The sequence below is a fragment of the Pseudoalteromonas sp. S1610 genome (assembly GCF_005887465.1).
GTDB classification, from domain to species: domain Bacteria; phylum Pseudomonadota; class Gammaproteobacteria; order Enterobacterales; family Alteromonadaceae; genus Pseudoalteromonas; species Pseudoalteromonas undina.
In genome coordinates this window covers 22,507-45,360 of the sequence record NZ_PNDI01000031.1, presented here as the reverse complement: position 1 = coordinate 45,360, position 22,854 = coordinate 22,507, and the positions used below count along the sequence as shown (strand labels likewise).

Sequence of the window (22,854 nt, the reverse complement as noted above, 5' to 3'; positions counted from 1 at the left end):
GAAAATTAGTAGTTTTCCGGTGAAAATATAAGGAATTTTGAATGTTAAATAATAACTTAAAGTATCTACTTTCGTTATCTGTAATCGTAGTGTTAGCAGGGTGTAGCAGCGATAGCCGCTATCATGAAATTCAATCAGCCCGATTAGGTGAGTGCAGTCATATGGCTGACAAGGAATACCATGAATGTGTTAAACAACAACAAGACAGCTACAAAGAATTTAAAAAACAAGAAATCGCCGAGCAGTAATAAACCATGACCAAAACCCAAAAGCAGCTAGATAAACGTATTCGTCAACAATTAACAATTGCTTGCGAGCAAATAAAAGATAACGTTGAGGGCTTTAGCTTTCTTACTCACTCGGTTGATTTAAACAATTTACCTTCTAAGTTTACTGTAAGTTGTTATTTTATTGATGATATTGCACTAGAGCAGGCTAAACAAAATAATCAGCTAGATTACATTGTGCAGCTTATTTGTAATGCATTAGCTAGTTTAAATATTCATATAAAAAACAATGCTATTTCATTTCTTAAGCAGTAAAAATAGGTACTGTGTTTTTGTTTAATTATCCCTCATTTTAAGCTGTATTTGGCATTTATGGTCTTAGTAAAAGCTTTAATATGGAGAGATTCTATTAAGCAGGCTATAATCGCAAAAAATTGTAATAGAGATTAAATATGGCCGTTCCAACACGCTCGCAAATAATGCCAGGCACAGAGGTTAATATTGTGCTTAAACAAGATCAACGCAGTGGTACTTTAACCAATGGTATTGTGTCGCGTTTATTGACCAAGTCACCTAATCACCCGCACGGAATAAAAGTACAATTAGAAGACGGCCAAGTGGGTCGGGTAAAAGAGATCATTGCATGAGTGAGTTAACCTTAACTGATTTTTGGCGACTGGTTACAGTGGAAGATAAAACCGCAGAGCCTGACTCAGTGTGCCAATCGCTTAAGTCGGCACTGAGTGACTTATCAGATGAGCAATTAATTGAATTTGATAAGCAGTTTAGTATTTGTATGCGTCAAAGTTATACCTGGGATTTATTTGGTGCCGCGTTTGTTATGGCGGGCTGTAATGATGAATATGGTTTTTCAGAATTTCGTTGTTGGTTAATTTCTCGTGGCGAAGCCGTATTTAAAGCTGCACTAGAAAACCCAGATAACCTCGCTCAGTGCACGCCGCTTTATTTTTTAAACGAGCAACCTTATCCGTATTTAGATGAGTATGACCTAATTGCAGGTTTGTTATATGAAGAACGTAACGACGATGAGTTACCCTTTATCCCATCAGGACTTGAACAACCTAAAGGTAAGCGCTTTAAAGACAAACCTAAGTTTTTAAAACAAAATTACCCGCAATTATTTGCTAAGTACTGGCAATAAACTCAGCTTATTATCAATGCATTACTTAATCACAGGTAATGCATTTTACTTCCTCCTTTAGATAATAAAGCTTACACCTAGATTAATCGTATTTGTTGTTAGCTACGTATTTTAATTTAGTTTTTGCGCGGCAGTTCATAACCTAACGACTTCGCATCTTTTATAGTAAATCTCTGTTATAGTTAGAAATAGCTAAGGCATTGTCACATTGCTTGATCATGGTTGATACACGAGGATAGAGCTTATAATGAAATGTTTCACACTGGTTTTACTTACCATAAGCCTTTTTAGCTGTTATGCAGTAGCAGGCCCAAGTAATAAAACTCGCTTTATTCCACTATTAAAAACTAAGCTAGGTAATTACGAAGTTACCTCAAGTAACTCGGGTTTGTGCACTAATAGTCGATTGCAATTTAATAACCCTGAAGATCCTGAGCAAGGTTTTAGCTTAGGTAAAGAGATTTTGTTTAACTCATTACACAATGGCACTCGTACTATTCAAAAGCCTAATTATTGTTTTATTACCAGCTCACTTAAATATAAAACTAATGGCCTCGAAAATAGTTTACGTATGAGCCGATGTGATAATCCAATTCACGAAAGAACCATTAAACAAACTATTACTTTTTTAACCGATAACACCCTTAAATACACTTTAGATAACCCAAGTGTAGAATGCGAATTTATTAAAGTTGCTGACTAACACTGTATTTTAGGAATATCGCGCCAACGCGTTGTGTATTGCGGCGATAAAAAAGCTCTATTCATATGCCAGCGTTCATTTAGTTGGCTGCTTGCTACGCTAAGCATTCCTTTCCCAAAGCGATGATTTATCGCATCTAAGCAGCCCATTAACTGCGGGTTATCGGTTTGTTTCTCAAATAAAGTATGTTGTTGAAACTGCTGCGGGCTAAGCTCTAATGCACCCACTCCACATTTATAAAAACGAATACCCGGCTGATATATCTGCTCAAAACTCTTTGATACTGCACTTGCTATAACACGGGTATCGTTAGTGGGCGGATCAAATTGATGCATAGCTGACTTTTTATAAAAGGCTTGCTCATGTGACGAGCTGGCGGCAAAAATATAAATACGATGAGTGAGCGACTGTTGCGCTCTTAATTTTTGTGCAACCACGCTGGCATGGTTTATTAATGCGGTTCTCACTGCATCAGGATCGCTAAGGCGCTGGCCAAAACTACGCGTTGAAAAAATAGCTTGTTTGTCTTGGCGCACATCGTCCCAGTTTAAACAGGTAATGCCATTGAGCTCCTTAATTGTACGCTCAAGCACTACGCTAAATTGGCGACGAATTGTTTTTGGACTTTGCTGAGCTAGTTGCCATGCGGTATTAATATTCATTAGCGCCAGTTTTTTAGCTAAACGTTTGCCCACTCCCCATACATCCTGGCAGTGCATTTGCTGTAAAATAGCTTGTCGGCTTGCTTCATCATCAATCACGGCAACCCCATTAAAGCCAGTTAGCTTTTTAGCAGCATGATTCGCGGCTTTGGCTAAGGTTGGTGTTGGCCCAAAACCAACCCCAACAGGGAGTTTGGTTTCGCGCCATACCGTACGTCTAATTAGCTGACCGTAGTGGTGCCAATCGGTAATTAATGGCTGATAGCCTTTAAAGTGCAAAAACGATTCGTCAATACTGTAAATATGCTGGGTATCACAAAAGCGAGCAATAACGTTCATCATTCTATCGCTTAAATTAGCGTATAGTTCGTAGTTAGATGAGCGCACTACGACCTGATGTTTTGCTAGTAATTGCTTTACTTTAAAATAGGGGCCAAATTTAGGAATATTAAGCTTACGGGCAATAGGGCATACCGCACATACGCAGCCATCGTTATTGGTAAGCACCACAACTGGTTTTGAACGAATTGCGGGGTCAAATACCTTTTCAGCACTGGCATAAAAAGCAACCGCATCAACTAAGGCATACATTAAAGTATCTCAGGGCTTTGCCGATGTAATCTAATTGAGCGAGTTACCACGCCTTCAAGCTGAAATTCATCAGATTCGGTTAATTGCACGGGTTTATAAGCAGCAGAAGCCGAGAGCAGCCGCGCATTGGTTTTATCTAGCAACTTACATACAAATAAACCATTTAAGTTCGCCACAATAACATCGCCATCTTTAGGAATCTCTGCACGGTCAACTAACAGTAAGTCGCCCTCAAAAATGCCAATTTCTTGCATAGAGCACCCTGAGGCAACGCCAATAAATGTAGCATCTGGGTGTTTTATTAATAGCTCGTCAAGTGATATCCCTAGCTCACTATACTGCGCTGCAGGCGATTCAAACCCGCAAACACCGGCCTCTATATAAATGGGAATAACAAACATAACACAACCTAAAACGCATATACTGTATAAATGTACAGTATATGCGTTTTATATTCGTTATGCCAAGTAATGAATGGCAGATCAATCCATGTTTTTGATCATTTGTTGGGCAGTATGTAAAAAGTCATTGATTTGCTGTGGGTTTAAGTTTTTACACATTTGCGCATTTACTTGCTGCTCGGCGGCTAATAGCTTGTCATAAAGCGTGCGACCTTCAGAGGTAAATGACAAGATAAAACAGCGCTTGTCGTGCTCACTGGCATCTTTGTTAATTAACTTTAATGCGATTAGCTCTTTCACTAAGCGTGCTATTTGGGCCTTGTCGCGCTGGGTTTGATTAACAATATCGTTAGCAGTGCACTGAGTTGTTGTTGCAATAATATGAAAGCAACGTACGTGCATTGCGTTTAAGCCAAGCTCGCCCGCATTAATCGCTTCGCGTATGGTAACGCGATAATTTTGCATTAAAGCAAATAGTGTATTGGCTAATGAGATATGCATAGGGAATCCATGATGGTTGACAAAGTCAATTAAATTGATATAGTTGATTTTATCAACCAATGGGGCGTTGTGCAATTCATCTTTTTTAATGAGGTAAATTTATATGGGTAAAAAAGTACGCAAAGCAACAGTATTAAGCACAGAGCAAATAACCCCACATTTACAGCGCATTATTGTTGGCTCCGATGAGTTTAACGACTTGAACGCTCAATATATTGGTAACTACGTAAAGGTGCTTATTCCGCAAAATGGCCGCGTTGATTATAATATTAAAACTTCATGTATGCGTTCATACACTATAAGGCATGTTGATGAGCACACCGGCGCACTTACCCTCGATTTTGTAATTAATATGCACCAAGGTCCGGCAACTAATTGGGCTAAAAAAGCAAAAGTAGGCGATGAGGTAGGTATAGCAGGACCAGGTCCTAAAAAGCTTGATAATTATGAACACTCACATTACATACTACTTGGCGATTTAACTTCGGTTAATGCAATTAAAGGCTACATGCAACAACTGCCTAAAAACGCAAAAATTGACGCGATTATTCATGTACCAACAAAAGATGATGTGATCAGCTTAGAGTCGCCGCGAGATGTAACTTGGTTAATAACACATAAACCAGATACAGATGTGATAAACGCATTAAAATCGGTACCGCTTAGTGAGCAACAACCTATTGTATTTATGGCACTAGAGACCGGATTAGTACGCAAAGCAAAAACCGTATTAACTGATGAATTAGCTATACCTCGCAGTCAAATTGTTTCATCGGGTTATTGGAAAAAAGGCCTTGATTCAGAAGCCTATAAACTAAACCGCCAACAAGCTGCAGCTAAAAATAGCTAACTTTGTTATCACTCAATCGCAACACCTTAGCGTTTCAAGATAAGCTGCCTTGAATTGGTGTAATGTACACCCATCTCTTACTTTAGATTTATTATTTATGGCTAGCACGTCATAAATCGCTATTTAATTTGGAGATGCTACTTTGTTATCAACTATCCCTTTTTCATTACTAGAACTGGCGCCTATGCAAAAAGGGGCCACGGTTAGTGACACCTTAAACAAAAGTACAGCCTACGCACAAAAAGCAGACCAATTAGGTTTTAACCGTTTTTGGTTAGCCGAGCATCATAATATGCCTGGGATTGTTTGTGCCGCCACTTCAATTTTAGTAGGGCACATAGCCGGCAACACTAAAAAAATACGCGTAGGGTCGGGTGGAATTATGTTACCTAATCATGCGCCTTTAGTTGTGGCTGAGCAATTTGGCACCTTAGAGAGTTTGTATCCTGGTCGAATTGATTTAGGGCTAGGGCGTGCCCCAGGTAGCGATCCGGTGACCAGTTGCGCCTTAAATAACGACATTAGCCGCGCTGAAAACTTTCCTAATGAAGTGAGCGAGTTACAAACACTATTAGGCCCATACGAGGGAGCTAAGCGTGTACGAGCAATACCCGGTGAAAACACTAATGTGCCTATTTGGCTTTTAGGCTCAAGTTTATTTAGTGCCCAGTTAGCAGCGCAAAAAGGATTACCCTATGTATTTGCGGGGCACTTTGCACCGCGTTTTGTACATGATGCAATAGCCTTATATAAACGAGAATTTAAACCATCAAATGTATTAGCTAAGCCTTATGTAATGTTGGCATTACCTTTAGTGGCTGCCGATACAGATGAAGAAGCACAATACTTATCAACCACTTCAAAACAGCGAGTGCTATCATTAATTAGAGGCGACGAGTTGTGGTTAAAGCCCCCAGTTGAAACAATGGAAGGCTTGTGGAGCGAACAAGAGCGTACTCATGTTGAGAGCTTTTTAGGATTAAGTGTTACTGGTGGGCCAGCGAGTATTAAACACAAATTAGAAATGATCGTGAATCAGTTAGGGGTCGATGAGCTTATATTCACCAACGATTTATATGACGATGAAAAACGTCATCGTGCGTTAAAAATACTAATGGAAATAAAGAACTAAGCTGTTTATTAAGCAAGCGTACACGCAACCATAGTTACACTAATAACCAAATAGAGAATCGAATAAAGATTGAGTACAAATAAATGATTTATATTTTCAATCGAACTGATTCAATTAATCTGTTTTAAGGATTTAATCAAGCACGTTAAAATAAAACCATATTCCGTTAAGTTAACAACTAAGAGGTACACCGTGAAATCTCAAATAAATGTTGCTCCACACACATTCAATAAGCCTATGCACCCTAAAACTGCATTGATTGCTGAAGGTGGAGGGCAGCGAGGGATATTTACAGCTGGTGTACTTGACGCGTGGTTAGAGCAAAACTACGACCCGTTTGATTTATTTATAGGGACGTCTGCTGGCTCGCAAAATTTAACCAGTTATTTAGCGCGTCAAAAAGGCTACGCCAAACGCTTGATCAGAGGGCTTTCGCGTCATAAACGCTTTTTTCAGTTAGGTCGCGGCCTAATGGGTAAACACATTGTTGACTTAGACTGGTATTTCGAAAAAACCACTGAGGTTAATAGAGCATTAGACTTTAAAACAGCAAAAAATAGCCTTGGTGATAGAGAGTTGCTGATCACTGCAACCAATGCACGTGATCGTAAACCGTATTATTTAACTCCTACTGGCGATGGTAAACACTGGCGAGAACTATTAAAAGCGTCAAGTGCTTTACCTTTTTTGTATAAACAAGGTGTTCAACTCACTCCTTGGTTAGGCTCAAAAGCGGCAAACGAAGCACATTTAGCTGCAGAGCAATCGAATGAAGATTTTTATTTAGATGGCGGCTTGGCTGCGCCATTGCCTGTACGCGAAGCTTATAACCGTGGCGCACGAAAAATCGTGGTAATAAGAACCGTTGATGAGAATTTTCAAGCGCAAACTGCATGGGTTCAAAAGCTTAGAACATTTGCATGTGCATCAGGCTACTGCCCAAAAACACTTGATTACTTGATTCAACACGAGCAAGCATACCTAGACGAACTATCATTTATAGCCAATCCGCCTAGTGATGTAGAAATTATACAAATTTTTGCAGACGAAAAGCTACATAGCAAATTGTTAGGCAGCTCTAACGACGATTTACGCTTTGATCATAAGCTAGGTGTAAAAGCAGGACGCGCTTATTTAAAAAGCCAAAATACACGTATAGTAGATTATGCACACAGCTACGCCATGTAGCTGTGTATTAATGTAAAACTTAAATCCCATTAAGTTTAACCGGTAATAAATAAATCGAGTCTTGCCTAAAATACTTTAAGTAAAGCATGGCGTTAATTAAACCTAAGTAGATGACAATAATATACTGGTTTCGCTATTTAAAATGCCTTCTATTTCGCGCACTTGCCTAAGGACGCCATCAAACTCACCTAAATTTGCAGCCTGTATTTCAGCTACTAAATCCCAAGCGCCGTTGGTCGTATGTAACTTTGTTAGCTCTGGTATGCCGCGCAGGGTTTTAATTACCTGTGATGTAGATTTACCCACCACTTCCACCATCATTATTGCTCTTACAGCTTCGGTTTCTATGTGTTCGTGTACACGCACCGTAAAGCCTAATATAGCGCCCGATGAAACTAAACGGTCCAAGCGATTTTGCACCGTCCCGCGCGAGACCTTTAAAACATCGGCTAGGGCTGAAATAGAAGCGCGGCCATCTTTTCTTAGTTCGGCTATTAATGCGTTATCTAAAGAGTCGTAAATGTAAGGGGGCATAAAACGCCTTGGGTTATGTGTTTATTACAAATTACTAAATTTGTACTTTAATGCATAGCAATTTGCTAAAAAATAATACTATTTGTATGAACTTTTGGCATTTTAACTGTCACCTCTGGCCTATAAACTTATTTCTATTAATTTATTTAGTCATTAAAGAGGTATTTATGAGTCATTTTATAGCAGAACCAAAACAAGGTGTTCCATTTGTTAGCGTACAGACAATGGCCAAACTTATAAATAAAGTCGGAATAGAAAACGTATTGCTTGAGCTTACCCAAAGATTAAAACACGACTTTGCTCGCTGGGACGAATTTGATAAATCGCCACGTTATGCGGCGCACTCTCCTGATGGCGTAATAGAGCTTATGCCCGTAAGCGACGGTGAAATGTTTAGCTGCAAATATGTAAATGGTCATCCAAAAAATACGTTTAAAGAACTTCAAACGGTTGCGGCATTTGGAATTTTATCGGATGTTGATAGCGGCTATCCGGTTATGATCAGCGAAATGTGCTTACTCACGGCCTTACGCACAGCGGCTACATCGGCGCTTGTGGCAAAGTATTTAGCACCCAAACACTCAACAACACTTACATTAATTGGTAATGGTGCGCAGTCTGAGTTTCAGGCATTAGCTTTTAAAGCCGTATTAGGCATTACCCACATTCGTTTATACGATATTGATAAGAACGCCTCTAAAAAAGCCTATAACAACTTAAGTGGTTACGGTTTAAATATAACTATATGCAATAGCGCAGAAGAAGCCGTGCAAAGTGCGCACATTATTACAACCTGCACAGCCGATAAAAAAAATGCCACTATTTTAACCAGCGATATGATCCCCCAAGGTGTGCATTTAAATGCCATTGGTGGCGACTGCCCTGGGAAAACTGAGCTTGATTCAGCTTTACTGGAACGCGCTAATGTATTTGTAGAGTACGAACCACAAACCAGAATAGAGGGCGAAATTCAACAAATGAGCAGTAGTTTTGATGTAACAGAATTTCATAAAGTAATTAATAAACAAACACCTGGGCGTATAAGTAACGACGAGCTTACTATTTTTGATGGGGTAGGTTTTGCGAGCGAAGACTTTACCTCGCTGGTTTATATTAAAGACGCGCTGGTGGCTGCGGGTGAGTTTTCATTACTTGATTTAATTACACAACAAGCCGATCCGCGTAATTTATTTTCGGTACTTAATAGTGCGCAAACATCAAAAACAACTAAGCAAGAGCAAGTCGCATGAGCCACATAAAGCAAGCACCAACAGCGGTGGTTATGGTGCGCCCGCATCACTTTACATCTAACCCACAAACTATGTTAGACAACACGTTTCAAAGTACCTGCAACTCACAAAACCAGAGTCAGCTTGCCTTTGACGAAGTAACTAATGCGGTTAAATTATTACAAAACGAGGGCGTAAAGGTTCATCTTTTTGAAGACGAACATCCACACACGCCCGATTCTGTGTTTCCAAATAATTGGTTTTCTACCCATCAAAGTGGCGAGCTAGTTATGTACCCAATGTACGCAGAAAACAGAAGATTAGAATATCGAAAAGATATTATTGATTTTTTGACTAATCACTATAAAGTGTTGTCTGTGACTGATTATTCATTTTTAGCGAAAGAAAATGCATTTTTAGAAGGTACAGGATCGCTTGTTATTGACCACCCACATAAGCTTGCTTATGCAGTAGAATCTAAGCGTACTACTAAAGCTGTGGTTAATACAGTATGCGAGCAATTAAAGCTAAAACCCGTTGTATTTAATGCCTACGATGAGCAAGGTATTGCGGTTTATCATACTAATGTATTGATGTGTGTAGCCACAGAGTTTGCCATGATCAGCTTAAATATGGTGCCAAAAAGTCAGCATAAACAATTAACTAGCTATTTTATACAAAGCCATTTAGAAGTAATAAACTTAACTAGTGAGCAAATAAATAGCTTTTGTGGCAATGCAATTGAGCTACAAGGTACAAATAGTCGTATTTTAGCCCTCTCACAAACGGCGTTTAATGCACTTACAACCGAGCAAAAAGCAGCAATACAAAAAACAGCTAAACTTGTTCCGTTACCTATACCAACCATAGAGTCGGCGGGAGGTTCGGTTAGATGCATGATTGCGGGTATACACCTGCAAAGTAAATGACCTACCTCTAAGTCAACATTCTAAGGCAGCTTAGCTCCGCTAAGCTATGGCTAACATGCATTATTAAATGCAAATTACTCAACTACTCGATGAGTAAAAACATAATAAATACAAAAGGATTAGCCCATGTTCGATACCGTAGTAAAAAGTGTAAATGGCCTATTATGGGGAGAAGGCCAAATACTAATTTATATACTACTATTTGCAGGTATTTGGTTTTCAGTACGCTTAAAAGCAATTCAATTAGTTAAATTTAAGCACATGTTTAGCCTGCTAAAAGGCAGTAGTAAGTGTAATAAAAACGATATTTCATCATTTCAAGCGCTCTGCACTGGGCTGTGTGCTCGAGTAGGCACAGGTAATTTAGCCGGTGTGGCTGTGGCTATATCACTCGGTGGTAGCGGCGCCATATTTTGGATGTGGGTCATTGCTATACTGGGTATGGCAACCGGGTTTGCAGAAAGTATTTTAGGCCAGGTATATAAAATTCGCGACAGCAATGGCGAATTCAGAGGTGGCCCTGCGTATTATATTCAACAAGGCTTAGGCAGTCGTGCATTTGCTATTGTGTTTGCCGCCTGTTTGTTTTTAGGTTACGGCTTTACCTTTAGCGCCATGCAAACCAACACCATTACCGATGCACTAAATTACGCATTTGAAATACCCACTTTTTACTCAGGTGTTGTGATCACACTTTTAGCAGGCTCTATTATTTTAGGTGGCTTTAAAGCCATTGCCCGATTCGCCGAGCGAGTAGTGCCTGTTATGGGCATCGTGTTTGTGCTTGTTGCTGTAGTAATTACACTGATTAACTTCACCCAAGTACCTGCCATGCTTAAAGATATACTTTTATCAGCGTTTGGCTTGCAAGAAGCTGGTGCAGGCGCCATGGGTGCAGCCATTAAAAATGGTATACAACGCGGTTTATATTCTAATGAGGCTGGCGCGGGAAGTGTGCCGCATGCATCGGCTAGTGCCAGTCCAATGCCAAATCACCCAGCGACACAAGGCTACATACAAATGTTAGGGGTGTTTTTCGATACCATCGTATTGTGCAGTTGTACCGCGGTTATTATTTTATTGGCCGATGTAGATATAAGCGGTGAAATGGAAGGTATACGCTTAACACAAAGCGCTATGACCTCACACTTAGCGCAAGGCGGCGTGTATTTTGTAGCCGCTGCCATTACTTTATTTGCTTTTACCTCGGTAGTTGCTAACTACGCCTACGCCGAAAGTAACCTCCACTTATTTAAGCTCGATAACAAAGTAGGGCGCAGTATTTATACTTTGCTTTATTTATCAATGATGTTGTGGGGCGCATCAGCCACCTTAAAACAAGTATGGGATTTAGCTGATATTGCTCTAGGGTTAATGACAGTGGTAAACGTTATCGCTATTATACTACTCACACCGACTATTTTGTCTGTTACTAACGACTACCACGCACAAAGAGACAAAGGCATAGAGCCTGAGTTTAAGGTAAAAAACGTAAAAGTGCAGGGCAAATGTGAAGACGGAATTTGGGATTAAGATTAAAGTTTAAACGTGTTGCTATTGCATAAGTATTCATTTTTAAGTTTGGCTTTAACAACATTAAACTGCGACTCTACAGGTAGTATTTTTAGATGATCGACATTTATGCGGGTAAAACTGCAGCAAAAATAATAAACGAACAAGGTTTTAAACCCGATCTTTTTACCTCTTTTTTAGGGGCAAGTGGTGGCCCTAAATGGTTTACCTTATTTGGTTTAGACAAATATATATTTGGCGAATTTTTTAAACATCGCACCCAACCCCTTAATTTAATTGGCTCATCTGCTGGGGCTTTTCGTTCAGCCTGTTTTGCACAAAACGATCCCGTTGCTGCCATTGAGCGTTTAGCCAAATCTTATTCACAAACCCGATATTCTAGTAATAAACCAACGCCCGCTGAAATTACACTAAAAGCCCGCGCATTATTAGATGATGTATTTGGTGATGATGGTGTTACTGAAATTATAAATAATCCTGTTTTTAAAGCGCATTTTATTGTCGCAAAATCTAACGGGTTTATTGCCAGCGAACATAAGTTAATACAGCTTTTGGGTTTATCAAAAAGTTATATGCTTAACAGAATTAATCGAAAATTATTAGGCGCTCAGTACGAGCGTTTTATTTTTGGCGCGCCCAATAGTAATTTAAGTATTACCGACAGTTATAAGTTTAAAACACAAAACATTGAACTCACACAAACAAATTTAAAAGATGCCTTACTTGCATCGGGCTCTATACCACTTGTAATGCAAGGTATAAAAAATATTGCCGGTTCGCCACCAGGGATTTACCGCGATGGCGGCGTTATTGATTACCACTTTGATTTAAAAATTAATAACCCAGGCTTAATTTTGTATCCACATTTTAATTCAGATCCAAAAGCAGGGTGGTTTGATAAAAATTTAAAACGAAAAGTAGCACCAGAAAATTACGACAACGTTGTGATGATCACCCCATCAAAAGAATTTATAGCCGGCTTACCTTACGGAAAAATCCCAGACAGAAACGACTTTACTGATCTTGATGCAGACACGCGTATTAAATATTGGAATACCGTATTTAGTGAAACGGAGAAATTGGCCGAGGCGTTTGATAAAATACTTTCATGCTAAACTAAGTCATAAAATTATTACATATCATTGAATAATTGCATGAAAATTTAAACAATATTAAGTTCTTAGTAGGATAATCAAAATTAATTAGATGTATAATGAAAACTCTGTACTTTTCACAACTTTAATTTTGTAGGTTTAAATGAAATATGAAGAAAAGCTTTTAGCTATTTTAAAAGAAGCTAGCATATCAACTATCGGAGAAGCTGAAGAATTCCTGAAATGCAATTTAGAAATGCTGCATGAAACTGGTGAGTTATCATTAGGTAATGACAAAGATCTATCAGGTAAACCTTTAGAATTAAGGGTTAAAGAGCTTTTTAAGAAAGCGGGTTTCAATATTAATAACGGTAGAAATGGATATGAAGATTTTACTATCACTCCAGATGATAACTTTTCAATTCAAGATAGTATTGTAATTGAGGTTAAATCTTCTAAAAATGTATCTCCAAAGTTAAGTGATCTTAGGCAATTAGATGACTGGGTTTTTAACTTATCAGGAGAAGAAAATGCTAGAAAACATGGACTCGGCTCATCTGAGCAGTTCACTTGGAGCGGAGGTATGACTAAACATCCAACACCACATAAAGGATTGTTTATCTTCAATGGTCCAATTGGACATGATTTTGATAAACGGCTTAGTAAATTTATACATCCATCACAAATAGACTTCTTAAATAAAAGAAACTTCTGCGCTATTAGTCTTAATAAGCTGGTCAATCTCCTTAGTGGGGATAAAGAATCTGCTTGGAGACTTCTTCATGAAACAATAGGTGAATTTAACTAGAGGCTTGACTTAATATAATTACAGCTCTCATAAAATAGAAATTAATATGGCAACCCATAAATTACGTTATGTTAAATTGAGGTGTTTAAATTAAAGTGGGCGTAATCACACAAACTAGCCCACTTATGATAGGGTTTTGATAGCTTAGTTTAGCTCAGAATCTACCCAAAATTTAGTGCCTTTTAAAACGGCTTGTAGTGCAAGGCCACTTTCGGTTAAAGAGTATACAGTAACTTGGTCGGCAATAGCTTCGGCAACTAAAGCACCACCTTTATCTTGGTATTTTGCAGCAGCATCGGCATTACCACCGAACGCCCAACCATGTTTAATAAATCTATTTAACGCTGCTTGATCATGAAAAACCATCACAATATTGAAATCTTTAACACCTAAACCTAAGCCTAAACCAGCTTCGCCCATATTCATATAGGTAGATTTTCCGGTTAGGTTATTTTTTACTACACCGTACCCACCACCAAAACTGGCTAAAATAACGTTTACATTGGCATTATCAAATACAGCATAACCGGCAGAGTTTGCAATTTGAGTTTTAACATCTGGTTTTTTCTCGTATAGAGCAGTTAATGTATTCGATTTCATACTTTGTACTAAAGCACGTTTCTCTCCAGGAGAAGCACTGCCTGTAGTAGCGCAACCTGTTAATAAAACGCTAATAACTAACATGCTCAACAGAAGTAATTTTTTCATGATTTTTCCTTTAATAAGGTATATGGTTAATAAATCTGCATTTAGCATAAATATCAAAATTCGTTATGTCCAATACTAGACAGTATCGGACTTTAAGGTTAATCTATAAGTCTATTATTTTCTTATATATTTTACTATTATGCTTGTTGCTCTGGTCGATACATTAAAACAATTACGTTATCAAATAGCTCACCTTGAAGATAATACACTCCAATCAGAATATCCAGAACTAGCCTCTTTTATACAGCAAGTCAGCTTGACTGTAACTGAATCAAAGGCCGATCTTAACTTTTTATACCAATTTTTATATGTTTATGGCCGAAAATCAGAAGCAACTTATAGTCGTTTTCGCAATGAATTAGAACGATTTTATTTGTGGTCATGGCTTATAGCTGAAAAATCAGTATTCGATTTAAAGCGTGAAGACATTGAGGCGTATGTTGATTTTATGGTCGAGCCGGATAAAAAGTGGGCATCAACTTCGGTGCAGTGGCGCTATAAAGATGAGCAAGGAGTACGTCGGTTAAACCAAAATTGGCGCCCTTTCATGCAAAAAGAATCTATTGCGAGTCAGCAAACATTATCCGCTATGTTTACTGCACTTAATGTATTTTACAAGTTCGCTATTTTAGAAGAAAAAACCTTCGCTAACTTTGTACCTGTTGTTAAGAAAAACAGTCCCTACTTGGTTGTACAATCACAAATACAAATTCCCGATACATTAAGCGATATTCAATGGGAATACGTATTTGGTGTAACGCGTGATCTGTGTGAACAAAAACCAGAATATGAAAGAAACCTTTTTACTCTCGCCTGTTTAAAAGGATTATATTTACGTATATCAGAATTATCAGAACGTCCACAATGGTCACCTGTTATGTCTCATTTTTGGCAAGATAACGATGGCTTTTGGTTTTTACGTATAATGGGTAAGGGAAATAAATTACGAGATGTAACTTTAAGTGATGATTTTCTTGAGTATTTAAAACGTTATCGGTTATACCGTGGTTTGCCTGCCCTGCCCCGTGTTGACGAATCCGACCCGTTAGTGCATAAAATTCGTGGTCAAGGTGGTATGACAGTAAGACAAATTCGTCGTTTAGTACAACAAAGTTTTGATATTGCTCAGCAGTCATTACTTGATGATGGCTTTAAAGATGACGCGGAACAATTAGAAGCGGCCACTGCACATTGGCTTCGACATACCGGTGCAACGCATGATGCACAAACTCGACCTTTAAAGCATTTATCTGAAGATTTAGGTCACGCAAAAATAGCCACAACCGATCAAATATATATTCAAACAAATATTAAAGAACGGGCAAAGTCTGGAATAAAAAGGAAGATTTAATGGAATACTTAGTTATTGCTTTTATTGGTGCATTATTTTTAATTTATTCTATAACACTGCGCCAATTAGAAAAAACAGAAATTACCGGGCCGATGTTTTTTGTTATAGGGGGGATACTGCTAGCATTGATAGCTCCGAACGAAAGTGAAAATTTTAAAAATGGCTTGCGGTTTTTACTGCCCTTTATAGAATTAACGCTCAGTATCTTTTTATTTACCGATGCAGCAAAGTCAAAATTAGGAGTATTAAGGCATAGTTTTCAATATCCTAGTTTACTTTTATTTGTTGCCTTACCTTTAACCCTATTACTCGGGATTGCTACTGCGTTATTTTTATTTGCTGAGCTTTCATTAATTCAAGCAGCACTTATCGCAATTATATTAACCCCAACCGATGCGGCGTTAAGTAAGGGGTTATTAAGTAATACAAAAGTGCCTGAAAAAATACGCGAAGGTATTAATACTGAAAGTGGCTTAAACGATGGCTTATGTGTGCCTATATTTTTAATATTTATTCTGCTTGCAAAAAATCCTGAATCCGCAATTACTGCAACACAAACGTTAAGTGTATTTGGCAGAGAGTTGGGAGTTGCATTATTAATTGCATTTGCAAGTATTGCTGTTTTTATTCCGTGTTTAAACTTTGCAATGAAGCGACATTACTTTGCCCAAAACACTAGCCCGTTTTTACTATTGGGTTTTGCTATGGCTGTATTTTCACTTACACAATATTTTCATGGCAGTGGATTTATTGCCGTATTTGTAGCGGGGCTTTTATTTGATAAATACGCGAGCACCAAAATAAACAAAGAGCTGATTGAAGACTCAGAGCATATAGCTGACTTTTCCTCTTTAATGATTTGGTGTTTATTCGGTTTTGTTTGTGCTTATTTAGTGATCCCGAAATTAAATACTGAAATAATAATTTATGCGCTACTTAGTACAACACTGATCAGAATAATTCCTGTTATGTTGTCATTGCAATTTACGTCATTAAAAATAAAAGAGCGTTTAACGTTTGCTTGGTTTGGGCCACGAGGATTGGCTTCGATTGTTTTTACTTTAATGGTTATTGATACACAAATAGAAAATAAATTTCAAATTGCGACCATTGCTATGACCACAATTTTATTTAGTGTATTTATTCATGGTATTAGTACAAAACCCATTGCAGACAGTTTTGCTAAAAAAACTAAATAAATATAAACAAAAATAAAAAGGCGTAACTTAATAATAAGTTGCGCCTTTTTATTTTACAGCTTACTTAGTTAAATCATTAACTAAGTACTTTTGCCAGTAGCTCTATTGGATGCTTAGGCTTAAATTTTTCATAACGTTTTACTTGGCTACGACATGAAAAGCCAGTTGATAAAAGTTGCTCAGGTTTATTTTTATCAACGATAGGTTTCCAACTCATTTCATAAAGTGCTTTGGAGTTTGCTTGGTTTTGTGCTTCATGACCATAAGTGCCGGCCATACCACAACATCCAGTACTTGTGGTGTTTAATGTTAAACCAAGCTGATCAAAAATATTTTTCCACACACTTGCGGCTTTTGGTAATGCAGTCGTTTCGGTACAGTGACTTAATAAGGTAAATTCAGTATTTATTTGTTTAGCTTCTAAAGCACTGAACGATTGTGTTTCTAACCATTCATGCGCAAGTTGCACATTAAAATCGCCACGGTTATTTTCTAAAATTGTATTATATTCATCGCGATAACACATCACTAACGACGCATCTAAACCAACTAGCGGCGCATTAATATCATTAAGCTGATTTAAAAACTCTGAAGCATTTTTTGCCGTTAGCTTAAATTCATGCAAAAAACCTTTCACGTGCTGAGGTTTGCCATTGGGTTTAAAGGGTAACAGCATTGGTTTTTTTCCAAGCTGAGTAATTAGTGTAATAAAACTCTCAACCAATTCTGCTTCGTAAAAGCTGGTGAATGGGTCTTGAACAATGAGTACATAATCATTTTGCTCATCGGCACTTAGTTTTTTAAGTAATTCTAAATTAAATTTTTGCGCTTTGTTTACACGTTTGTTGAGTGCAGGAATACTTAGCTGAGGGGTATCAACATAGCCTACGGTTTTTTTAATGAGACTACTAACTAATGATGTTTTTACAATTGGATTAATAACCCTAGCAAATTTTGCCATTAACGGTGCACTGTTTTCTATATTACCCACTAAGTAATCTTTGAGTGGGCGGGCATAATAACTGTGATAATAATTTAAAAAACGGGCACGGAAAGTTGGCACATCTACTTTTATTGGGCAAGCCGTAGTACACGCTTTACACGCTAAACATTCATCCATTGAGGCTTTTACTTCATGCGAAAAATCGTAAACGCCTTGTTTTTTCTCTCTGCTATGAACAAAACGCTCCCACCAAGTAATAACTTCACCTTTGTTAAGTTCTTTTTCTACCTCAAGTAAATTAACATCTTTTGACTCTTGAAGACGTAACCATTCACGCATTAGCCCTGCTCGACCTTTTGGCGAATTACGGCGATCACCGGTCACTTTGTATGACGGGCACATTGGCGAGTTTTCATCATAATTAAAACACAAGCCGTTACCATTACAGGTCATTGCATTGTTAAAACTGGTTTTAACATCAATTGAAATTTGCTTGTCGAAGTAAGAACGCTTTTGTCCATCAACGCTAACTAGTGAGTCTTCACTTTCAAGCGGGGTACATATTTTTCCGGGGTTGATTTTGTTGTTTGGATCGAACGCCGATTTTATTTTTCGTAATTGTGTAAATAAATGCTCACCAAAAAATTCAGGACCGTATTCACTTCTGTAACCTTTACCGTGTTCGCCCCACATTAAACCACCGTATTTTGCGGTGAGTTTTACTACTTCATCTGAAATAGTGCGCAGTAATTTTTCTTGTTCAGGGTCGCACATATCCAGTGCTGGCCTAACATGTAAAACGCCAGCATCGACATGCCCAAACATACCGTACTGTAATTTATGGCTATCGAGTAGCGCTCTAAATTCAACAATATAATCGGCTAAATTTTCTGGTGGAACGGCGGTGTCTTCTGCAAACGCGAGAGGTTTTTGGCTGCCTTTTACATTACCGAGTAAACCCACTGATTTTTTACGCATTGCATAAATTTTCAGTATATCGCTTTTATCACTGGTTAACTGATAGCCAATAACGCCATTAGTTTGGTTAGCAACACACTCATCTAATAATTTGCACAAAGTGTCTACTTTGTCTTTTATGTCTTCTGGTGATACGGCATTAAACTCAACCATGTTGAGTCCTTGCATATCTTTATTTGGTATATCAGTTATTAAGTCCGATACTGAATGCCAAATAATATCTTCGCGGGCTAGATTTAATACTTTGCTGTCAACAGTTTCAACTGAAGTTGCGCGGGCATCAACTAAAAATGGTGAATGGCGAAGTGCAGAATCAAAACTGTCATATTTTATATTTATGAGGGTTTTAAATTCTGCGATAGGTGTTAGGTTTAATTTTGCTTCAGTAACTATGCCTAAAGAGCCTTCTGATCCGGTTATTAAGCGGCTCATATCAAAAGTTTGTAAGTCTTCACTTAGCACATGCTCTAGGTCATAACCGGTTAAAAATCTATTTAACCGTGGAAATTTGGCTAATATAGCGTCGCGTTCATTAAGTGATATGTCTAATACTGTTTTGTAGAGTTTGCCAATTAAGGATTCCTGATCGGCAATTATTTTTGCTTTTTCAATGTCTATTGGACTGGTAGACATTGCAGTGCCATCAACTAAATAGGTGGTTAGCCCTAAAACATGGTCGCTGGTTTTGCCATAAACTAAGGAGCCTTGCCCCGATGCATCAGTACTGATCATGCCGCCAATAGTGGCGCGGTTACTGGTAGATAAATCGGGTGAAAAGAAAAATCCATACGGTTTTAAAAAGTCGTTAAGTTGATCTTTTATCACACCGGTTTGAACTCGTACCCAACCTTCTTCAACATTTATCTCGAGGATTTCACGCATATAACGTGATAAATCAACCACAATACCAGGCGTTAAAGATTGACCATTTGTTCCTGTGCCGCCACCGCGAGGACCAAAAGTTAACGATAAAAAAGGGTCTTGCGATGCTATTTGCAGAGCAACTTGAATGTCTTTTTCGCTTTTAGGAAAAATAACACCTTGCGGAAGCTGCTGGTAAATACTGTTATCGGTTGACGCTGTGAGTCTGGTTGCATAACTTGCGTCTGTATCTCCAGTAAACCCTTGATTTTTTATAGTATTTAAATAATTTGCGACAAGCTCGGTCGCGGCATCTTGTTGTGTAATAGTTGCTATCATGGCGGCGCTTATTAATGCATTTGTGTAATTATATCATGGCGATGGCTAATAGAAATTGAAGATTTTACAGTTTGTAACACTCTTTTTATCGATATATGAGCAGCTGCAATTATAATCAAATTAAACGCCTACTATGAGGTTTATATGAAAAAACTACTAATGCAGATCAGCGGAACACTGTTTATTTTACTCGGATTATTGTTTGCTGTGGTGCCAGGGCCATCGTTAATATTTTTTATTGCAGGCTTATTCTGCTTTTCTATGTATTACCCTAAAGCAAGAGGGTATTTAACTTGGTGTCAAAAAGCACTGACTCGTTCATGTGCCTATTTAGATAAAAAATTAGCAAAAAATTAATTTTTAGTCATAAAAAATGCCAGCAGTTGCTGGCATTTTTTAACGAGGTAACTTACTTAGCAAGTTTGTCTGCTAAGTATAACCATGTTTCTAGTACCGTATCTGGGTTTAGCGAAACAGAGTCAATGCCCTGCTCTACTAACCATGCTGCAAAGTCTTCATGATCTGAAGGACCTTGACCACAAATACCTACATATTTACCTTTTTCTTTGGCTGTTTTAATAGCCATAGAAAGTAGCTTTTTGATTGCAGGGTCACGCTCATCAAATAGGTGAGCAATTAAACCTGAGTCGCGATCAAGACCAAGCGTTAACTGTGTTAAATCGTTAGAACCGATAGAGAAACCATCGAAGTATTCTAAGAATTCTTCAGCCATTAATGCATTTGACGGAAGCTCACACATCATGATTACTTTAAGACCATTTTCGCCACGTTTAAGGCCATGTTCTTCAAGTAATTCAATAACGCGTTTACCTTCTTCAAGGGTACGTACGAATGGGATCATGATTTCGATGTTGGTCATATCCATGCTGTTTCTTACGCGTTTTATAGCTTCACACTCAAGTGCAAAACAATCACGGAAGTCTTCAGAGATATAACGTGCAGCGCCACGAAAACCAATCATTGGGTTTTCTTCTTCTGGCTCGTATTGCTGGCCGCCCACTAAGTTAGCATATTCGTTTGATTTAAAATCAGACATACGAACAATTACACGCTCTGGTGCAAACGCACAACCTAAGGTAGAAATACCTTCAACTAGTTTACCAATATAGAATTCAACAGGTGATTCGTAACCGGCAATCATGTCTGTGATTTCTGCTTTTAATGCATCTGTTTGTGCATCAAAGTTTAGTAAGGCTTTAGGGTGAACACCAATCATACGGTTGATGATAAACTCAACGCGCGCAAGGCCAACACCTGAATGTGGTAAACGTGCAAAATCGAAAGCGCGATCTGGGTTACCAACGTTCATCATCACTTTCATTGGAAGTTCAGGCATTTCGTCAACACGTGAAGTAAGTACTTCAAAGTCTAAAATACCTTCGTAGATGAAACCTGTATCGCCTTCTGCACATGATACAGTAACTTCTTGACCTGCTTTAATTAAGTCTGTTGCATTACCACAACCAACAACGGCTGGAATACCTAACTCACGTGCAATGATTGCAGCATGACAAGTACGACCACCACGATTAGTAACAATCGCAGCCGCGCGTTTCATAATAGGTTCCCAGTCTGGGTCTGTCATGTCGGTAACTAATATGTCACCTACTTGTACTTGGTCCATCTCTTTGATTGAGTCAAGTACACGTACAACACCACTACCAATTTTATGACCAATTGCACGGCCTTCAACAACAACATTGCTGCTGCCATTTAGTTGGAAGCGTTCCATTACGTTTGTGTCTTCGTTTGAGCGAACAGTTTCTGGACGCGCTTGAACTATATATAGTTTGCCATCGTTACCATCTTTTGCCCATTCGATATCCATTGGACGACCGTAATGTTTTTCAATGATTACAGCTTGTTTGGCAAGATCTTGCACTTCTTCATCTGTAATCGAAAATTTGTTTGAAAGTGCTGAGTCTACGTCAACAATTTCTACTTGTTTGCCATGAGCTTTGTCTTGAGAGTAAATCATTTGAATGGCTTTAGAGCCAATGTTACGACGTACTACAGCTGGCTTGTTTTTAAGTAGCGTTGGTTTATGAACATAAAATTCATCAGGGTTAACCGCACCCTGAACAACCATTTCACCCAAACCATAGCTTGATGTGATAAACACTACATCTTCAAAGCCCGATTCAGTATCAATACTGAACATAACACCTGATGCTGATTTATCAGAGCGTACCATGCGTTGAATACCCGCTGATAACGCTACACCACGGTGATCGTAGCCTTGGTGAACACGATAAGAAATAGCGCGGTCGTTAAATAACGAAGCGAATACGTGTTTAATAGCAGTCATTACAGAATCAATACCAACAACGTTTAAGAACGTTTCTTGTTGGCCTGCAAACGAGGCGTCTGGCATATCTTCAGCAGTAGCTGATGAACGAACAGCGAATGAAACATCTGCAGAAGCATCACCATGAAGTTGGCTGTATGCATCGCGGATTGCTTTATCTAGACTAGGTTGGAATGGGGTATCGATAATCCACTGACGGATATCGGCGCCGACTTTGGCGAGTGTGTTTACATCATCAACATCAAGAGTATCTAAAATGTCGTGAATTTTTGCGTTGAGTCCTGATTGTTCTAAAAACTCGTTAAAAGCGTCTGAGGTAGTAGCAAAACCACCTGGGACTTGCACACCTGCGTTAGCTAAGTTTGAAATCATTTCACCAAGTGAGGCATTTTTACCACCAACTCGAGGAACATCTTGCATACCAAGCTCTTGATACCAGAGAACGTATTCTTGCACGGATCTTTCTCCAAAAAACAAATTGTAGTACTAACTGTGAGAGTTAAGAAAGAAAACCTTTTATAAAGGTCGCCCCCATTCTACACTGGCAAACGTCCTCACGTAAACCGTGATACACTTATTTTAAAATTAAATGTAATAAAAAA

The 22,854-nt window shown here is 38.4% G+C and carries 23 protein-coding genes; 16 read left to right on the top strand and 7 right to left on the bottom strand.

What is annotated here, in order from left to right:
* Nucleotides 1-41 precede the first annotated feature (41 nt).
* From CWB77_RS12300 to CWB77_RS12280, 5 genes are all read left to right on the top strand, one after another.
* The gene (locus CWB77_RS12300) at nucleotides 42-248 is read left to right on the top strand and encodes a hypothetical protein (protein WP_138622960.1); all 207 of its coding nucleotides are present in this window, start codon (nucleotides 42-44) and stop codon (nucleotides 246-248) included.
* A gap of 6 nt (nucleotides 249-254) precedes the next feature.
* On the top strand, nucleotides 255-542 hold the full coding sequence (locus CWB77_RS12295) for a hypothetical protein (protein ID WP_138622958.1): 288 nt from the start codon (nucleotides 255-257) through the stop codon (nucleotides 540-542).
* A 137-nt stretch (nucleotides 543-679) separates the two neighbouring features.
* The gene (locus CWB77_RS12290) at nucleotides 680-874 is read left to right on the top strand and encodes a YwbE family protein (RefSeq protein WP_138622956.1); all 195 of its coding nucleotides are present in this window, start codon (nucleotides 680-682) and stop codon (nucleotides 872-874) included.
* Nucleotides 871-1,389 (top strand): DUF4240 domain-containing protein, encoded by a 519-nt coding sequence (locus CWB77_RS12285; RefSeq protein ID WP_138622954.1) that lies wholly within the window; start codon nucleotides 871-873, stop codon nucleotides 1,387-1,389. Before CWB77_RS12290 ends, CWB77_RS12285 begins: the two co-directional genes overlap by 4 nt.
* A 247-nt stretch (nucleotides 1,390-1,636) precedes the next feature.
* Nucleotides 1,637-2,092, top strand: coding sequence for a hypothetical protein (locus CWB77_RS12280; protein ID WP_138622952.1), 456 nt, complete (start codon nucleotides 1,637-1,639; stop codon nucleotides 2,090-2,092).
* On the opposite strand, the gene CWB77_RS12275 is transcribed toward CWB77_RS12280, so the two are convergent.
* From CWB77_RS12275 to CWB77_RS12265, 3 genes are all read right to left on the bottom strand, one after another.
* Complete coding sequence (locus CWB77_RS12275; protein ID WP_138622950.1) at nucleotides 2,089-3,345, bottom strand: Y-family DNA polymerase; 1,257 nt, start codon at nucleotides 3,343-3,345, stop codon at nucleotides 2,089-2,091. The genes CWB77_RS12280 and CWB77_RS12275 overlap by 4 nt on opposite strands.
* Nucleotides 3,345-3,746 (bottom strand): translesion error-prone DNA polymerase V autoproteolytic subunit, encoded by a 402-nt coding sequence (gene umuD, locus CWB77_RS12270; protein WP_138622948.1) that lies wholly within the window; start codon nucleotides 3,744-3,746, stop codon nucleotides 3,345-3,347. Before umuD ends, CWB77_RS12275 begins: the two co-directional genes overlap by 1 nt.
* Nucleotides 3,747-3,827: 81 nt before the next feature.
* Nucleotides 3,828-4,247, bottom strand: coding sequence for a MarR family winged helix-turn-helix transcriptional regulator (locus CWB77_RS12265; RefSeq protein ID WP_138622946.1), 420 nt, complete (start codon nucleotides 4,245-4,247; stop codon nucleotides 3,828-3,830).
* Nucleotides 4,248-4,350: 103 nt separating this feature from the next.
* Between CWB77_RS12265 and CWB77_RS12260 the strand changes: the two genes are divergently transcribed.
* The 3 genes from CWB77_RS12260 to CWB77_RS12250 all read left to right on the top strand — a co-directional run bounded on the left by CWB77_RS12260 (nucleotide 4,351) and on the right by CWB77_RS12250 (nucleotide 7,417).
* Nucleotides 4,351-5,097: a siderophore-interacting protein gene (locus CWB77_RS12260; RefSeq protein ID WP_138622944.1), complete on the top strand. Its 747-nt coding sequence runs from the start codon at nucleotides 4,351-4,353 to the stop codon at nucleotides 5,095-5,097.
* Nucleotides 5,098-5,239: 142 nt separating this feature from the next.
* Nucleotides 5,240-6,229: an LLM class flavin-dependent oxidoreductase gene (locus tag CWB77_RS12255; RefSeq protein WP_138622942.1), complete on the top strand. Its 990-nt coding sequence runs from the start codon at nucleotides 5,240-5,242 to the stop codon at nucleotides 6,227-6,229.
* Between the two features lie 237 nt (nucleotides 6,230-6,466).
* Complete coding sequence (locus CWB77_RS12250; RefSeq protein WP_171043269.1) at nucleotides 6,467-7,417, top strand: patatin-like phospholipase family protein; 951 nt, start codon at nucleotides 6,467-6,469, stop codon at nucleotides 7,415-7,417.
* 102 nt (nucleotides 7,418-7,519) lie between these two features.
* Here the strand turns inward: CWB77_RS12250 and CWB77_RS12245 are convergent, their stop codons facing one another.
* On the bottom strand, nucleotides 7,520-7,951 hold the full coding sequence (locus CWB77_RS12245; protein ID WP_138622938.1) for an Lrp/AsnC family transcriptional regulator: 432 nt from the start codon (nucleotides 7,949-7,951) through the stop codon (nucleotides 7,520-7,522).
* A gap of 167 nt (nucleotides 7,952-8,118) precedes the next feature.
* Here CWB77_RS12245 and ocd point away from each other — a divergent pair, with 167 nt between their 5' ends.
* The 5 genes from ocd (at nucleotide 8,119) to CWB77_RS12220 (ending at nucleotide 13,544) form a co-directional block, all read left to right on the top strand.
* A complete protein-coding gene (gene ocd, locus CWB77_RS12240) occupies nucleotides 8,119-9,201 on the top strand; it encodes an ornithine cyclodeaminase (RefSeq protein WP_138622936.1) in 1,083 nt (360 codons plus the stop codon).
* Nucleotides 9,198-10,109 carry a citrulline utilization hydrolase CtlX gene (gene ctlX, locus CWB77_RS12235; protein WP_138622934.1) on the top strand — a complete coding sequence of 304 codons (912 nt, stop codon included), beginning with the start codon at nucleotides 9,198-9,200 and terminating at the stop codon, nucleotides 10,107-10,109. Before ocd ends, ctlX begins: the two co-directional genes overlap by 4 nt.
* A 126-nt stretch (nucleotides 10,110-10,235) precedes the next feature.
* On the top strand, nucleotides 10,236-11,642 hold the full coding sequence (locus tag CWB77_RS12230; protein ID WP_138622932.1) for an alanine/glycine:cation symporter family protein: 1,407 nt from the start codon (nucleotides 10,236-10,238) through the stop codon (nucleotides 11,640-11,642).
* 95 nt (nucleotides 11,643-11,737) lie between these two features.
* Nucleotides 11,738-12,757, top strand: a complete 1,020-nt coding sequence (locus CWB77_RS12225) for a patatin-like phospholipase family protein (RefSeq protein WP_138622930.1) — start codon at nucleotides 11,738-11,740, stop codon at nucleotides 12,755-12,757.
* A 142-nt stretch (nucleotides 12,758-12,899) separates the two neighbouring features.
* Nucleotides 12,900-13,544 (top strand): hypothetical protein, encoded by a 645-nt coding sequence (locus CWB77_RS12220; RefSeq protein ID WP_138622928.1) that lies wholly within the window; start codon nucleotides 12,900-12,902, stop codon nucleotides 13,542-13,544.
* Between the two features lie 144 nt (nucleotides 13,545-13,688).
* Here the strand turns inward: CWB77_RS12220 and CWB77_RS12215 are convergent, their stop codons facing one another.
* The gene (locus tag CWB77_RS12215; protein WP_008108715.1) at nucleotides 13,689-14,252 is read right to left on the bottom strand and encodes a lipid-binding SYLF domain-containing protein; all 564 of its coding nucleotides are present in this window, start codon (nucleotides 14,250-14,252) and stop codon (nucleotides 13,689-13,691) included.
* 139 nt (nucleotides 14,253-14,391) lie between these two features.
* Here CWB77_RS12215 and CWB77_RS12210 point away from each other — a divergent pair, with 139 nt between their 5' ends.
* On the top strand, nucleotides 14,392-15,603 hold the full coding sequence (locus CWB77_RS12210) for a tyrosine-type recombinase/integrase (protein WP_008108719.1): 1,212 nt from the start codon (nucleotides 14,392-14,394) through the stop codon (nucleotides 15,601-15,603).
* On the top strand, nucleotides 15,603-16,802 hold the full coding sequence (locus tag CWB77_RS12205; protein WP_138622926.1) for a cation:proton antiporter: 1,200 nt from the start codon (nucleotides 15,603-15,605) through the stop codon (nucleotides 16,800-16,802). Before CWB77_RS12210 ends, CWB77_RS12205 begins: the two co-directional genes overlap by 1 nt.
* Nucleotides 16,803-16,878: 76 nt before the next feature.
* On the opposite strand, the gene ydiJ is transcribed toward CWB77_RS12205, so the two are convergent.
* Nucleotides 16,879-19,923 carry a D-2-hydroxyglutarate dehydrogenase YdiJ gene (ydiJ, locus tag CWB77_RS12200; RefSeq protein WP_138622924.1) on the bottom strand — a complete coding sequence of 1,015 codons (3,045 nt, stop codon included), beginning with the start codon at nucleotides 19,921-19,923 and terminating at the stop codon, nucleotides 16,879-16,881.
* Nucleotides 19,924-20,067: 144 nt separating this feature from the next.
* On the opposite strand from ydiJ, the gene CWB77_RS12195 reads away from it, so the two are divergent.
* On the top strand, nucleotides 20,068-20,280 hold the full coding sequence (locus CWB77_RS12195) for a PGPGW domain-containing protein (protein WP_008108725.1): 213 nt from the start codon (nucleotides 20,068-20,070) through the stop codon (nucleotides 20,278-20,280).
* A gap of 52 nt (nucleotides 20,281-20,332) precedes the next feature.
* Here the strand turns inward: CWB77_RS12195 and ppsA are convergent, their stop codons facing one another.
* Entirely contained in the window at nucleotides 20,333-22,708 is a 2,376-nt protein-coding gene (gene ppsA, locus CWB77_RS12190) for a phosphoenolpyruvate synthase (RefSeq protein ID WP_008108727.1), read from the bottom strand.
* Nucleotides 22,709-22,854 lie beyond the last annotated feature (146 nt).